At 58.6% G+C, this 14,063-nt stretch carries 11 protein-coding genes; 9 read left to right on the forward strand and 2 right to left on the reverse strand.

Features of this window, described 5'->3' with window-relative positions; all coding sequences use genetic code 11:
* Window positions 1-19 precede the first annotated feature (19 nt).
* Window positions 20-379, reverse strand: a complete 360-nt coding sequence (locus tag G518_RS0114145; protein WP_028603111.1) for a RidA family protein — start codon at window positions 377-379, stop codon at window positions 20-22.
* A 495-nt stretch (window positions 380-874) separates the two neighbouring features.
* On the opposite strand from G518_RS0114145, the gene G518_RS0114150 reads away from it, so the two are divergent.
* The 9 genes from G518_RS0114150 (at window position 875) to G518_RS0114190 (ending at window position 10,775) form a co-directional block, all read left to right on the forward strand.
* Complete coding sequence (locus G518_RS0114150) at window positions 875-1,408, forward strand: sigma-70 family RNA polymerase sigma factor (RefSeq protein WP_028603112.1); 534 nt, start codon at window positions 875-877, stop codon at window positions 1,406-1,408.
* Window positions 1,405-2,406: a FecR domain-containing protein gene (locus G518_RS0114155; RefSeq protein WP_028603113.1), complete on the forward strand. Its 1,002-nt coding sequence runs from the start codon at window positions 1,405-1,407 to the stop codon at window positions 2,404-2,406. Before G518_RS0114150 ends, G518_RS0114155 begins: the two co-directional genes overlap by 4 nt.
* A 169-nt stretch (window positions 2,407-2,575) precedes the next feature.
* Window positions 2,576-5,242: a TonB-dependent receptor gene (locus G518_RS35170; RefSeq protein ID WP_051236660.1), complete on the forward strand. Its 2,667-nt coding sequence runs from the start codon at window positions 2,576-2,578 to the stop codon at window positions 5,240-5,242.
* A gap of 40 nt (window positions 5,243-5,282) precedes the next feature.
* Window positions 5,283-5,816 (forward strand): EF-hand domain-containing protein, encoded by a 534-nt coding sequence (locus tag G518_RS0114165; RefSeq protein WP_028603114.1) that lies wholly within the window; start codon window positions 5,283-5,285, stop codon window positions 5,814-5,816.
* On the forward strand, window positions 5,813-6,370 hold the full coding sequence (locus tag G518_RS0114170; RefSeq protein WP_084651813.1) for a DUF2271 domain-containing protein: 558 nt from the start codon (window positions 5,813-5,815) through the stop codon (window positions 6,368-6,370). The genes G518_RS0114165 and G518_RS0114170 overlap by 4 nt, the downstream gene beginning before the upstream one ends.
* 53 nt (window positions 6,371-6,423) lie before the next feature.
* A complete protein-coding gene (locus tag G518_RS0114175) occupies window positions 6,424-7,572 on the forward strand; it encodes a YncE family protein (RefSeq protein WP_156909394.1) in 1,149 nt (382 codons plus the stop codon).
* On the forward strand, window positions 7,572-8,198 hold the full coding sequence (locus G518_RS0114180) for a PepSY-associated TM helix domain-containing protein (protein WP_028603117.1): 627 nt from the start codon (window positions 7,572-7,574) through the stop codon (window positions 8,196-8,198). Before G518_RS0114175 ends, G518_RS0114180 begins: the two co-directional genes overlap by 1 nt.
* A gap of 151 nt (window positions 8,199-8,349) precedes the next feature.
* On the forward strand, window positions 8,350-9,378 hold the full coding sequence (locus G518_RS0114185) for an FAD:protein FMN transferase (protein ID WP_036594662.1): 1,029 nt from the start codon (window positions 8,350-8,352) through the stop codon (window positions 9,376-9,378).
* 71 nt (window positions 9,379-9,449) lie between these two features.
* Window positions 9,450-10,775, forward strand: coding sequence for a sulfite reductase subunit alpha (locus tag G518_RS0114190; protein WP_169457947.1), 1,326 nt, complete (start codon window positions 9,450-9,452; stop codon window positions 10,773-10,775).
* Window positions 10,776-10,904: 129 nt separating this feature from the next.
* Here the strand turns inward: G518_RS0114190 and G518_RS0114195 are convergent, their stop codons facing one another.
* Entirely contained in the window at window positions 10,905-13,880 is a 2,976-nt protein-coding gene (locus G518_RS0114195; RefSeq protein WP_028603120.1) for a glycosyl hydrolase, read from the reverse strand.
* Between the last annotated feature and the right edge of the window lie 183 nt (window positions 13,881-14,063).

Here is a 14,063-nt window from a genome sequence, read left to right on the forward strand (position 1 = left end):
GGCAATTTCCTTCGCTTGCTCAGACGTTGCGCCGTACAGCAATGGCTTCTATCTCCACTCGGACCGAAGGCGAGCCTAGCCGCGCTTCTACGGCGGAGCTTGCGGGGGGCAACTCCATGTCCGCGAACACTTGGTTGCGCACCTGGCTGAATTGAGCGTACTCCCGGATGTCCGTAAGAAAGACGGTGATTTTCCGGATGTCGTGACAATCTGCTCCGTGTGACTGGAGGAGGGCGCGGATCTTGTCGAAGACGATCTGCGTCTGGGCTTCTGTGTCGTATGGCGCTGCAGTCCCGGCGGTAATTCCGGAGACAAACAGCATGGTGGCCTCACCAACAGAAACAACATTGACGGGGGAAAAGCGTGGGGTGTCGGGCATCGTGGCTCCTTGCTCGGGACATTCTTCTGTAAGGTCTGACGAGCTTATTCACGACACTTTTGAAGATCAATTGCTCACGCAGGTGGATCCTTTCGCATTTCGGAACGATGACTAGGGCCTGTTCACACTGGAACCCTCCGTTTCATAGTACGGCCATCTATATATAGATGCCTTTCAGCGCGACGGATTCGACGATGGCATGACAACAGATGCTCGAGGCGCCATCCTGGCTGAGTTCTGTACGCGCATAAGCATCCGTTACTAAAGCTCCGCAAACCACTTGCTTCACAAGTTCACTTGGGCCTACAGCAGATAGAAGCTCGAATTCCAGACTACCTATGGGGCATGTGTGAGGCTAATACAACTATCCGGTGTCACTCCCACCTGATTTGCCTCCCACGGGGGTGAGAAGCCTGTCAGGAGAAGGTGTAGCGTGTATTATGGGAATGATTCTCATTTACATTTAAATGAGGTGTACCTTCAGAACGCAACTTTGTGATCGCGACAGATTCCAGTCTAGATTTATCAACCGAACAACAGATCGACGTCCTCTATTGCCAACACCATGGGTGGCTGCATAGCTGGTTGCGCCGTAAGTTGGGGGATGCTCATCAGGCGGCAGATCTTATGCACGATACCTTTGTGCGTATCCTGGAAGCCTGCCGAACTGAGGAATTGGCCCTGAACTCCGTGCGGGAGCCACGTGCATATCTCACTACCGTGGCGGGGAGGGTGCTCGCCAATCATTTTCGAAGGGCATCGCTTGAAAAAGCCTGGCTGGCGGCGCTGGCGCTTTATCCAGAATCATTTGCGATTTCTCCCGAGGAGCGCCTGAGCATCTTGCAAACATTGCACCAGATCGACGCCATGCTCGACGCTTTGCCTTCAAAAGTGCGCACCGCGTTCTTGCTGGCACAACTCGAAGGGCTGACCTATGCAGAGATCGCCTTACACATGGGTATTGCGGAGCGCACCGTCAAACGGTATATGGCGCAAGCATTCGAAGAGTGCTTGATGCAAATCGAATGACAGGTTCAGGCGAGGGTAGAGTTGCCGGGGTGCCGCGTGAGGTCTTGCGTGCAGCATCCAGGTGGATGGCACACATGAACTCGGGAGAAGCTACGGCGGCCGAGCGGCAGGACCTGGAGCGGTGGCGAAGCGCAGATGAGTTGCACGAGTTGGCCTGGCAGCGCGCTGTGCGTCTGAACGCTCAACTGGGGCGCTTGCCTCCGCTGGTGAGTCTGCAGGTGCTAGGCCGTGCTCGCCGCCAAGCCGGACGCCGCGCAGCGTTGCAGAGCTTGGCGGTGTTCGCGGTGGCCGCACCGGTGGTCTACACGGTCTGGCGTGGAATTTCCTATGAGCAGGTTACCTGGACCGCCAGTCATAGAACTGCAACGGGAGAACGCCGTAAAGTGGTACTAGCCGATGGCACAAGGCTTGAGCTCAACACGGCCACAGATATTGACGTCTCCTTTGACTCAGGTAAGAACGGACTGCGTCTAGTCAAGCTTCACTCTGGAGAGCTCCAGATAGAGACCGCACAGGACCCCGCCCGCCGGCCGTTTGAAGTGCAAACGCGCCACGGCCGCATTCGGGCACTGGGGACGCGGTTCCTGGTGCGGCAGACGCCAGCAGACTCTAAGACCCTGGTGGCAGTGCAGCAAAGTGCGGTCGAGGTTCGTCCGACGAATTCAGGTGACCAGCCCTTCCGTGTTGAGGCTGGCTCGCAGACTCGCTTTGACGCTGCTGGCGCGCATGACATAGCTCCGGAGTATCCCCAGCAGGACACATGGGTGCGCGGAATGCTCTTTGCCAGCAACCAGCGTTTGGCGGACTTCGCGGCTGAACTTGGGCGGTATCGGAGAGGGATAGTACGTTGTGCGCCAGAGGTTGCCGATCTTCGAATTAGCGGAGCATTCCGCTTGGACAGCACAGACGAGATTCTTGCCGCACTGCCAGACACCTTACCGGTCCGAATGGCCTATCGCACACGTTGGTGGGTCGAGATCAGGCCGTTAGTCCCGTGAAACAGAGAAATCGGCTGTGCGATTTCTCCGTTTCACTGCACTAGCGACCCCTTGAAAGCTATCTGACACTTTGTGTGTCACCTTTTGACGTTTCGCGTGTCATACCTGTAGAACGCCAGCAAGCCGCGTCGCGGAGCCAGCTAATCAATCCATCCAAGGAAAGCTCCGCATGCCTCGACACGACCACATCTCCAAAGTCGCCCCTGCGCGCTCGAAAACTGCCCCGCTCGCCAAAGCTGCGCGCCAAGCCATGTTGATGATGGCGCTGAGCACCGGTGCAGGCTGGTTGCCAACTGCCGTTGCCCAAGGTCCCGCGCCGGCAAGTGCCTATGCAGTGCCTGCAGGGCCGCTCGATGACGCATTGACCAGTTTCGCTGCCAGCGCGGGCGTGACTGTGCAACTGGACGCCAGGTTGGTTTCGGGTCGCCGAACAAGTGGGCTTCAAGGGCGGTATGGCGTGCGTGAAGGATTCGCCCAGTTGTTGGCCGGCACCGGGCTGGAAGTGCATGAACGCAGCCGCGGAGTCTGGGTATTGCGTCAAGCGTCGTCACCGGCGTCGGCGGCCGCATCCCCATCGAACTCCGCATCTGTCGCGACGACCGCAACGCCCGCGCAGGGCGAAGTGGCCCTGGCCGAAGTCAAGGTGACGGCAGACGCAGTTCGGCGCGAAGCGGGAACCCGCACGGTGCTTACTCAAGATGATGTAGAGCGCACAGGGGGTAATAGCATTGCGGACGTGATTCGCTATCAGCCGTTGGTTGAAGCCCCGGGCACGGTGCAAGGAGCTACGCGCGGCGCCAGTCGTTACGACCGCGGCGGCACCACCGGATACAACATCCGTGGCGTTGAAGGAAACCGAGTGGGATTGGACGTGGACGGCATCGAAATGCCCGACGCAGTCAGCCGTGCGCCGATGACCGCACGCTCGGAAGACGGTACCTTCGGTATGGGGCGAGACTTTATCGACCCTGACCTGTATTCCTCGGTAGATATTCAGTCAGGGACCACCAATTCTCAGCGTTCTGCGGGAGGCATCGGCGGGGCCGTGAGCTTCCGCAGCAAGTCGCCAGAAGACTATGTGAGCGCCAGCAATCCGTTCTATGCGGGAGCCAAACTGGGCTATAGCCAAGCCGATCGTGCCTGGTCCAAGGGAGTGACGTTGGCGGGGCAGACCGGCGATCTTGGGCTGCTGATGGGTTACTCACGCCGTGATGGCCATGAGTCCAAGAACAACAGCGAATCCATGTCCAGATACCCCGAGCGCTGGAATTCGGACGCGTTGTTGCTCAAAGGGGTGATTCGTGTGAATCCCGAACACAAACTCGAGCTGGCCGCTGACCTTTACCGCAAACAGAACCGTTCCACCTTCGCAAGCTGGGACGCCGCCGGTACGGCTGTCACCGGAACTTCAAATCAAGACGCCCGTACCAAGCGCGACACGGTGTACGCCGCGCACACCTGGACGCCTGGAGCAGGTGGTCCCATTGACCAGGTCAACACCCGTCTGTTCCTGCAAAACACTGACATGGACGACGTGACCAACACGGTCGCCACCGCCACAGGCGCAGCGGTCCGAGAAGCTTCACAGAACACCACGCATCAGATCGGCTTTTCCAGCGTGGCAGACAAACGCATTGCCAACCACGCGATCAAGTTCGGTGTGAACTACTCGCGAAGCAAGAACGAGCACCCATTCACATCCAGTGAAGCGTTCGGCGCTGGTCAGCCGTTTCCTGACACGTTGACGGTGCGTTCGGGGGCATTTGTACAGGACACCATCGACTTCCAGTTCGGCGGCCGCCGGCTCGCAGTCGTGCCGGGTTTGCGTGTGGACCGTATCGAACCGAGTATCCGAAATACGGGTAACTTCGGCAATGACCGCATCACGCAAGCTGAGTTGGAAGCGATGTATGGCAACGCACCGACGACGACCATCGTCAGTCCGAGCCTGGCCGTACTTTATGACGTGGTGCCCAACATGACCGCCTACGCGCAATGGAAGCGGGGCGGCCGCGCTCCCACCAACAGTGAGATTTTCGGCTATTGGAATAGCGGCGGAGGCACATACGCGCTGCTTGGTGACCGCAATTTGAAGGCAGAGTCCAGCAACGCCTTCGACGTCGGCCTGAAGGGCAATCCGGTGCCCGGGGTGCAATTTGCGGGCTCGCTCTTCTATACCAAATACAAGGACTTCATATCCTACACACGCTACACGCGGGCGAGCAATCCTGAGAAGTTCATCAACATCCAGAACAGCCTGAACATTCTCTACCAAGCCGAAAATCGCGATGAGGCGAATATCTACGGCACTGAACTCAGCGTTCGGCTGGACCACGGTACATGGACGCCCGCTCTGCGCGGCCTCTACACCACCTGGGCAGTGGGGTACAGCAAAGGCAGCTCCAAGTCAAACTATGCGGGCGACAAGAACGTGGACCTGGACTCCGTGCAACCTGGCAAAGCCATCATCGGCGTAGGTTATGAGGCACCGCAAAAGGCCTGGGGTTTGAACCTGATGGGCACATTCGTTCGCGGCAAGCAGGCTACCGCTACGAATCGCCAGTCTTATAGCAACAACCCCGGTGCCGAACTGACTGACTCGTCAACGGAGCTGTTCCGTGTGCCCGGTTTCGCGCGTTTTGACATTTCCGGCTACTGGCGCATCAATAAACATACCCGCCTGAACTTCGGCATCTTTAACTTGACTGACAGGCGGTACTGGGCCTACAGCAGCACACGCAGCCTGCAACCAGCCAACGCCCGGGATCGCCAACAGATTGAGCTTTCCACCGCGCCAGGCCGCACAGTGGCTATCAGCCTGAACGTGGACTTCTGAACGCACTTTCGCATTTCCTCCAAAGTCACCGAGACCCAATATGAAACACTCTAAAAAACCGGTTCTTGCCGTACTGGCTGTGGCTGCATTTCTGTCGGCCTGCGCCGGCGGCGTAGCGCCCAACAGCGCCGCATCCAAGTCCACACCCTCCCAGCCCGCGCGCCCCGCAGGGGGGCATGGCATTGCAGCTTTCCTTGGCAGCTACGATGCCGACCGAGACGGTAAGGTCACGCGCGCCGAGTTCGATGCGATCCGCGCACAGCGCTTTCAAGCCGCTGACACCAATGGTGACGGCACGCTCAGCGAAGATGAGTACGTCGCAGAGTTCGAGTCCCGTTTGAAGCGGCAGTACTTTGATGCTGGACGTCAGCCGGACAAGGCTTACGAGAACAGTATCAAGCAAGCGCACGTGCGCTTTGGCATCGTCAACCGGGCACGGGACGGCAAGTTCACGCGTGCGGAAGACAATGCGATTGCTGAAAAGACCTTCGCCAACCTGGATACCAGCGGTGACGGCGTCGTGTCTGCAGCAGATCCACAGCGCCCACGTGAGCAGCCGAGCGGGAACAGATGAGCGCGCCACAACGCGTTGCAGCCAGGCCCGCAAAGTACAAAAATCACTGGTTGGCTGGCGCTGCCCTGACCTTGCTGGTAGCGCCAGCGGGTGCAGGCACTCTCACGCTGCAGGTCACCCTGCCAGCCATTGATACGGCGTCTTACTACCGGCCCTATCTCGCAGCGTGGGTCGAGAAAGCCGAGGAAGACAAGGCTGTGCTTGGCACTCTGGCAGTTTGGTATGACACACGGTTGCGAGACAACGGTGGCAGGGGCTGGCTGCGCAACCTGCGTACGTGGTGGCGCAGTAGTGGCGAGCAAATGGCGCTCCCTGCCGATGGCGTTAGCGGCGCCACTCGTCCGGCCGGCACGCACCTGCTTCAATTCAGCGATGCCAAGGGTCTACTGTCAAAGCTTCCTGCAGGGCAATATCAGCTGGCCATCGAAGTCGCACGCGAAAACGGCGGACGGGAGATGCTGCGTCTGCCTTTCACCTGGGGTCGTTCGGCCAGTCAGGCCGACGCGCAGGGACGTACCGAACTCGGAAAAGTGAATGTAGTGGCCGTGCCCTGAAGCGTATCTAGAACCTCTGCATTCCAGCCCATTCAAAAATGGAAATATCAAGTATGAAATCGTTTCTTTCTCGCTCATTAGCCCTGCTGACCGTGGCTTGTATCAGCGCTTGCGGCACACAGGCGCCTGTCGGCCAATCAGTGTCGGGGCCCGTCGTCTACAAACCCGTACAGAGCACGCAAATTCAACGCGCAGCCGTCGCACCAGCGCTGTACGAAGTTGCCTTCTCCGCACGCCAAAATGCTGTGTTTGTAGCTTCTTCGGGAGGCTTCGGTGAGAGTGCCGGGCCCAGCAAAGTGTTGCGCCTCGATCCCAGGACGCTCGCCGTGCAGGCTGAGATCGAATTGCCGCTGCGTGGATTTGGCGTCGTACTGGATGACGCTTCCAATAGGCTGTACGTCGGGAACACGACAGAAGGTTCGGTCACCGTGGTGGACACAGCCAGCAACCGGGTGGTGCAGACTGTCCCGTTGATGAAAAAAGTCAAAGGTGCGGATGGCAAGGAAAAGTATCCGCATCATTTCCGCGAGTTGGTGCTCGATACGGCCAATGCTCGTCTTTTTGCGCCGGGTCTCAGCTCGGATGGCAGTTCGCTGTATGTGATGAACACGCGCACGCTCACTCTCGAAAAGGAGCTGCCAGGGCTGGGGGCTGTCGCGACGGGCATCGCTTTGGACGCAGACAACCACCGCTTGTTCGTGTCCAACATGCGCGGTGGTCTTTACGAAGTCGACACGCGTAGCCTGATTATCAGCAAGAGCTATAACGTGGCCGCAGACCAGATGCTTAATCTGGCCTACGACTCCAAAGCCCGGCGACTGTTCGCCACGGACCAGGGCTTGACCAGCATTAGTGAACGCCGTCAGAAGGCTGAGCCCGGTTTCAAGCCCACCCCCGGCAACCGCGTCGTGGTATTTGATGCCAACAGTGGAAAAATCACCACCAGTTTGCAGACTGGCGAAGGCCCGATTGCACCGCTGTTGGACTTGCCCCGCCAACGCTTGTATGTCACCAACCGCGGTGCAGGTAGTCTCAGCGTGTTTGACACGTCCAGCGACAAATTGCTGCAGACGATCGCGCTGCCAACCCATCCGAACAGCATGGCGCTGGACAGTCGGAATAACGTACTTTATGTCACGGTTAAAAACGGCCGTAATGATGCACGAGGCAGCAACGAGGCCGTGGTGCGCATCGCTTTCTAATGCGGGCAAAAGAGGTTGGCAAGCGAGGCTTCTGGCTTCGGCAACTGCATACTTGGCACTGGATTTCCGCTGCCATCAGCTTGGCCGGAATGCTGATGTTCGCCGTCACGGGCATCACTCTCAACCACGCAGCCAGCCTGCCATCCCACCCCAGCAAACATGAGCAACGTGCAGCGTTGCCGGCAGACTTGCAGGCGGTGCTTGAGGCCATTGCAGATAGCGCTACTGATTCAACACCCCCTGAACTCGCGAGTTGGGCTGCCGACACCTTCGCTATCGATATCTCCAGCCTCTCTGCGGAGGTCAGTCCCGATGAGATTTTCGTGGGGATTCCCATGCCCGGTGGGGAAGGGGCCCTGGTCATTGATCGTGCCGCCGCCAACGCGACCTATACAGTCACCAGGCGCGGGTGGGTGGCCTACCTCAATGATTTGCACAAAGGTCGCAACGCTGGCGTCGCCTGGTCGTGGTTCATCGACTGCATGGCGGTCAGTTGCGTGGTCTTCACGCTGACAGGGTTCGCACTTTTGTGGATGCATGGCCGCACCCGGCCGCTTACCTGGCCATTGACAGGTCTGAGCCTGTTGGCGCCTGTCTTGATAGCTTTACTCTTCGTCCATGGCTGAAACTAGTGTCTAGTTGCATAAATCCTGCTGCATTCAACCCGCCCGGCATCCCCGGCTGCGGTGTTGCAACTCCTCGCCATAGCTACGGCTATGGCTGCGGGTTGCGCCTTGCAGCCGGGGCGCCAGAGGCCTTTCGGTGCAACGCAGACTCATGCAACTAGACACTAGCCCCAACCGCGTGTTCTTGCCGGTTGACTCTGGTGAGAACAAGCCTGCGGTGCCGCCTGCCGGCTACCCAATGCACCGGTTCGAGGGGACAGCGATGGGAACACACTGGTCGGTTCAAGCTTATGCGCCAAAGAATGTGGAACCCCAGCGTTTACGCATGGCCGTCATGCAGGAATTGGCCCAGGCCATCGAACTGTTCAGTACCTGGCAGGCTGACAGCGAGGTAGCCCGCTTCAATGCGGCTCCTGCAGGCGACTGGCAATTTTCCGCACCCTGTTGGGCTCTGCTGGAAAGTAGCCTGGCCTGGGCGGATGCCAGCGGTGGCGCGGTCGATCCCACGCTCGGTGCGCTGGTGAATTTGTGGGGTTTTGGTCCGGAGGGGCCGCGTCCGGAGCGGGCACCTCTCCCGACTCAGCATGAGATTGATAGGGGGTTACGTGCTAGCGGATGGCGAAATGTCCAAATGGATTCGACAAGGCGAACACTGCATAAACCCGCTGGCCTGCAACTTGATTTCAGCGGTATTGCCAAGGGCTGGGCGGTTGACCAAGTTTCTTCCAGGTTGGTGCGCGAAGGGGCCTGCGTGCACTTGGTCGAAATCGGTGGGGAGCTCAAGAGCCGCGGGCTAAGACACGATCTGCAACCCTGGTGGGTGCTTTTGCAAAATAGCGGCGCTGGCCCTCGAAGCTTGTTGGCATTGGTGGATATGGCAGTGGCCACCTCGGGCGACACCCATCATCATTTCAACCATCAGGGGCGCCGATATGCGCATACCTTGGACGGCCAAAGCGGTTGGCCCATCGCGCATGGCACGGCTTCAGTGACCGTGTTGCACCGCGAGGCCATGCAGGCAGACGTCCACGCAACGATCTTGACTGTCATGGAACCTCAGCGGGCCATGGACTGGGCTGAACGGTATGGACTCGCCGCGCTGCTGACGGTACGCACTAACGAAGGCGTGGAGGAACATCTCAGTACGGCCATGATGGCTATGTTGGATTCATCAGAATGACGGTCGACTCGAGCCGTTGGATATGGGCGGCGTTCGCCTGTGTTGTGTGGCTGTCTTTGTGGATCCGACCGATGCGTAAAAAGCTCGGCACCTGGCAGCCCGCTCGCGGGATCGCTCGACGTCTCCCTACTAAAGAACACGCTCCATCATTGCTGATTGGCTATGCGAGCCAGAGCGGTTTCGCAGCCCTATTGGCTGAAGATTTGGCACGCAACCTGGCAGCGGGCGGTCACCCGGCGCACGCTCGATCTTTGCACAGCCTAAGCGCGCTCGACATCAGCAAGGCAGATCGCATGCTTTTCATTGTGAGCACCACGGGCGAGGGCGACGCACCTGACAATGCCGCTGCGTTCGTTTCACGCGTGATGAGCGGCACACTCAATCTTCAGCAACTACGCTACGGGTTTTTGGCCTTGGGCGACAGCAGCTATGCGAATTTTTGCCGCTTTGGCAGAGAGCTGGACGCCTGGTTGATCTCAGCCGGTGCAATCCCGGCCTTCAGCCGTATTGAGGTCGACGGCGCCCGCGCAGCCGCTTTGGACATGTGGCGTCAAGCCGTTGAACGTTTTACTGACCATACCTTGGCGGTTGACCCGTTGCCTTCTCGGCAGGCAGTACTCGCGCAGCGTTGGGTGCTGGTTCGGCGTGAGATCTTGAATAGCGGCAGTCCTGGTGCGCCCATTCACCATATAGTGCTGCGGCCAAAGGAGCCTGCTGTGCAATGGCAGGCTGGAGACGTGGCGCGGGTATGGATCCCCAATAATTCCGACGATATGCCCATGAGCCGCGATTACACGCTGGCATCATTGCCGCAGAGTGGTTATGCGGAATTAATGGTGCGGGAGGTTTTGAGGCCAGATGGTCAGCGGGGTCTGGGATCTGGTTGGCTGGGCCACGGGCTGGCGATAGGCGGTGAGCTCAGAATGGAGATTCGCTACAACCGTGAATTCCACGGTCCGGAGGCCACCATACCGCTGATTCTGATCGGTAACGGCACGGGTTTGGCAGGTCTGATCGCTCACCTGGAGGCGCGTGCGCTGGCGCAGCAGCTCGGTCAGCCTATAGGGCCTGCCTGGCTCTTGTTTGGTGAACGAACTTGCCAATTTGATGCGCTGTGCAGTGAAAGACTTGAAGGCTGGCTTGCCTCCGGCGTGCTCACGCGATTGAATCGTGCTTTCTCCCGGGATGCAGAAGCGTCTGCACATTACGTACAGGACTTTATCGGCCTTTATCGTGACCTGTTGCAGCATTGGGTGAGCCACGGCGCGGCCGTTTATGTCTGTGGTCAGCGCGAGGGCATGGCGAGCGGCGTGGATGCAGCGCTGCGACAGGCGTTGGGCGAAACCCTTCTAGAACAACTGACCATTAAGGGCCGGTACAGGCGGGATGTCTACTGATGTGAGTCGCTTGCGCAACGCGTGGGTACTGAATTTAATTGATTTGGCGGAGGCATCTCCAGGGAACTCGGTCACTCCTGGATCACTTCAAGCGGCTCAGAGCCGCTTGAAGTGAGTTGAGTCAAAGGTCTATTGCTTCAGCGTTGACAGCCACCACAACACATTGGTGTTGTTAGACGGGGTTGAGGCATCTTTCAGGATGTCTGGATCTACACCTGGTGCAGCATAGGTGCCCGAGACCACTTCCTTGGTGTTGGAATCCACGTAGGAGAAGGGCGTGCCTACCGAGTTGGCCATGAAGCTGGTGGTTTGCTGAGGCAGCTTGGCCATGTAGCTGGTATAGCGCTGGAAAGCTGCTGCAGGGTCGTTCAATCCGTTGGCCGAGTTGATGATCTGGCGCCAGCTGTACAGCACCCGCGCCTGGCCAGCGCAGTCGGCAGCCGGCATGAGCGAAGGAGCGCCCGTGGCGGTTGTACCGCACTGAGCCCCTACCGGCGAGCCCGCAAACAGCTTGTCAAACAGAGCGGTATCGTTGGCCTCCAGTTGGAGCAGTGCCTTGGCATGGTGGCTTGCCCACTCACGAGACAAGATATAGGAGGACAGCGGGCTGATTGGCAAGATTTGAATGCCTACACGGTATGTTTCGCGTTGACCGAAGAACACCTGCGTTTCAGTAAGGTTGAAGCGTTTGATGCCAACCGTGATGAGCTTGTTGGGGTCAGCCGTCACGGATCCGCCGCCTTTCAGGGGAATCTCGATGGGCGTGACATCCTGGAACACACTGTTGGTCGGGGTGACCTGGTACATGGATTGTGCGGAGCGAATTTCCCCAGCCGCCATGATCATGCCCATAGCCTGCATTTCAGGGTTGCCGGTGGCAGCTCCCCACAGCACCAGGCCGTAGTCGGCGTGAATAGCTTCGCTGGATGATTCAGTGTTTCCACCGTTGGCGTCCGGGCCGGCATCAGCCACGTTCTGCATGCGGAACCAGTCGTAGGTGCGGGTAATCGGAAAATAGGTGTCTTCGCTGCTGTAGTTGGCAATGTCCCGCGCCAGGGTGTTAACCGCTTCCTTGTACTTGTCACGCCAGGGAGTGTCGTAGCGTCCCAGCACGGCAGAGGCGTACAGGAAGTAGCCGTAGTGGAACATGTGGTCCAGGTACGTGGCGTTGTAGAAATCCTGTTCGTAGTCGTTCTGCAGGAAGGGTCGATTGGTGACCGTGCCGCCGTTGGTGACGTCGTAGCGGAAGTAATCCTGCATTTTCTTGGTGAGCTTTGCGCTCCACTCTGGATCGTCATCGTCCTTCGCGTCGAACCAGGGGTTGAGGGTCGACTTGAGGAAGTCGAGCATCTCATTGCGGATATCGCGCCCTTCGTCTCCTAGCTGGGCCGCGATGAGCACGAGGCGCGCAATGTTACCCACGTATTTTCCGCAGAGGTATGACTCATAGTTGCAGTGCGCGATATAGCCCTTGACGCTGGCAGCATCGGCGCGGAGCGAAGCCAGCACCGGAGCGCGGTCAGCGGGTTTGATGGTCCCCGCGCCTTGCCAGAGTTGCTCCGCCTGGGAGGAATGCTGCAGAACCTCTGGAATCTTCAGGGTCTGTGTCCAGGAGTTTCCGATGACGCCCGTCATGGTGCCGAAGTTGGAGCGGTACTTCAGTGCCACAGTGGGGGCGTTTGCCATGGATTTGAGGTGGAGTTGATCAAACGCCATCATGAGCAGGCGATTGCCTGAGGCGGTTGAGCCGTCCAGGGTTTCTGTACTCCAGCCATAGCGCACGGTGGAGTCGTTGCCGCCGGCGTACTGCAGGTTGATAGAGGAGGTGACGGGGTACTCAACCGAATGCTTGTCGAGCAGGGCTTCCTCTGCCGCGTAGCTCACCACGGTGGGGGCAGGCGCAGATGCAATGGGCTCTTCGTTCACAAACGCTGTGCGCACTGTGCCGTTAAAGGGCTGGCTGAACACGTAGGTGCGCGAAGGAATATCCCAGGTCAAGGTGACCGGCGATGAGGTGTACACCACCATCACGCGTTGCATGAAAGCCAAATTCGGGTCGCTGCTGACGGAATTGTCAGAGGTGCGATAAACGAAGCGGAATTTCTTACCGGTGAGGTCCGGTGTGGTGGGGGCGCCGCCATTTTCGGCAAATGGCTTGACCTCTCCGTTATCTGCAGACACGGCATGGATTTCTGGGATGGCTTCCCATTTGTTGGGGTCGCCTTTTCCTGGGTCGATGGGAAGGCGGGTGACAGGGTCCTTGGCCTCTTGTGCTCTAAGCCCTTGGCCCAGGCCGATCTGCGGGCGCAAATTGAGGTACTTTGCCGTGATGTAAGGCGAGCCGGCAGCCATGATGATCTGCATACTGGGCAGGCCCGCACCGTTAGCTGTTTTGCCATACCAGGAGGTTGCTACGGTCAGCTCATCCTTGTGGTCAATGCGGCGGGTCAGCCGTCCGCCACTGGCGGGCAGATAGGTCAGTTGCAGATCCGGATTTGGCGATGGCACCATGATGTACGGCGCTGCATCAACGTAATACGGATTGGACATGTCCAGCAGCGCACCCGGTTTGGGGATGTAGCGCTTACGCGGAAAAGCCACGTTGACCATGCCCATTCTGTCATCGAGCCATGCCTGGTTCGGAAAGGCGAAAACGGACTGCTCACGCGCATCGCCCTGGATCCCCAGGGGCACGTCTAGATTGCGAGGGCTTTGGTAGAAGAACGACTTGTACCATTTGCCCGTGGGCAGCGGGCGGCCGGACATGCCCTCCACCAGGGTGAAGTTCTTATTGGCTGGCTGAAAGGGGTTGGTAACTGAGCCACCGCCTAGCACCGTAGCGGGATCCACGGTGGAAATGGCAGGGAGGTCAGAGGCTTTAGCCGTCAATAAGCTGGAAGCTTTTGCCTTCGATTGGCTGGGGACCAGCGTGGCAGGAATACTGATGTCCGCCAGCACGGGGGCGACCCGTGCGGGGGGATGGTCGCTGTAGGCCGAGCTGCTGGAGCTATCGCTTCCTCCGCAGGCTACCAGACCGGCGGCGCCGAACAGGCCCATGGTTAGCAGCCCGAGGCGCTGCTTGTCTGACCATTTCAAACTCGTCATAGTGATTTCCTCATCCGGAGAACTAAATGATACGTGCTCACCCGCACGATCTGCACAGAGCATCGTTAGATCATGAGTACGTTCTAAGCGTGAAGTTGAATATACGCAGTGCTCGCCGATGGCGAAAGTGCCATGAACAGAGGAAGCGTCCCAGGTTAAGGGAATGCGTTCCGCGAAGAGCGT

Source organism: Ottowia thiooxydans DSM 14619, from assembly GCF_000422885.1.
In the GTDB taxonomy this organism is placed as follows: Bacteria; Pseudomonadota; Gammaproteobacteria; order Burkholderiales; family Burkholderiaceae_C; genus Ottowia; species Ottowia thiooxydans.

Coding starts and splice junctions, on each gene's coding strand:
- G518_RS0114185 (WP_036594662.1), top strand. CDS start 8,350: ATGCAACTAGACACTAGCCCCAACCGCGTGTTCTTGCCGGTTGACTCT.
- G518_RS0114170 (WP_084651813.1), top strand. CDS start 5,813: ATGAGCGCGCCACAACGCGTTGCAGCCAGGCCCGCAAAGTACAAAAAT.
- G518_RS0114195 (WP_028603120.1), bottom strand. CDS start 13,880: ATGACGAGTTTGAAATGGTCAGACAAGCAGCGCCTCGGGCTGCTAACC.
- G518_RS0114180 (WP_028603117.1), top strand. CDS start 7,572: ATGCGGGCAAAAGAGGTTGGCAAGCGAGGCTTCTGGCTTCGGCAACTG.
- G518_RS0114190 (WP_169457947.1), top strand. CDS start 9,450: ATGCGTAAAAAGCTCGGCACCTGGCAGCCCGCTCGCGGGATCGCTCGA.
- G518_RS0114165 (WP_028603114.1), top strand. CDS start 5,283: ATGAAACACTCTAAAAAACCGGTTCTTGCCGTACTGGCTGTGGCTGCA.
- G518_RS0114175 (WP_156909394.1), top strand. CDS start 6,424: ATGAAATCGTTTCTTTCTCGCTCATTAGCCCTGCTGACCGTGGCTTGT.
- G518_RS0114155 (WP_028603113.1), top strand. CDS start 1,405: ATGACAGGTTCAGGCGAGGGTAGAGTTGCCGGGGTGCCGCGTGAGGTC.
- G518_RS35170 (WP_051236660.1), top strand. CDS start 2,576: ATGCCTCGACACGACCACATCTCCAAAGTCGCCCCTGCGCGCTCGAAA.
- G518_RS0114145 (WP_028603111.1), bottom strand. CDS start 379: ATGCCCGACACCCCACGCTTTTCCCCCGTCAATGTTGTTTCTGTTGGT.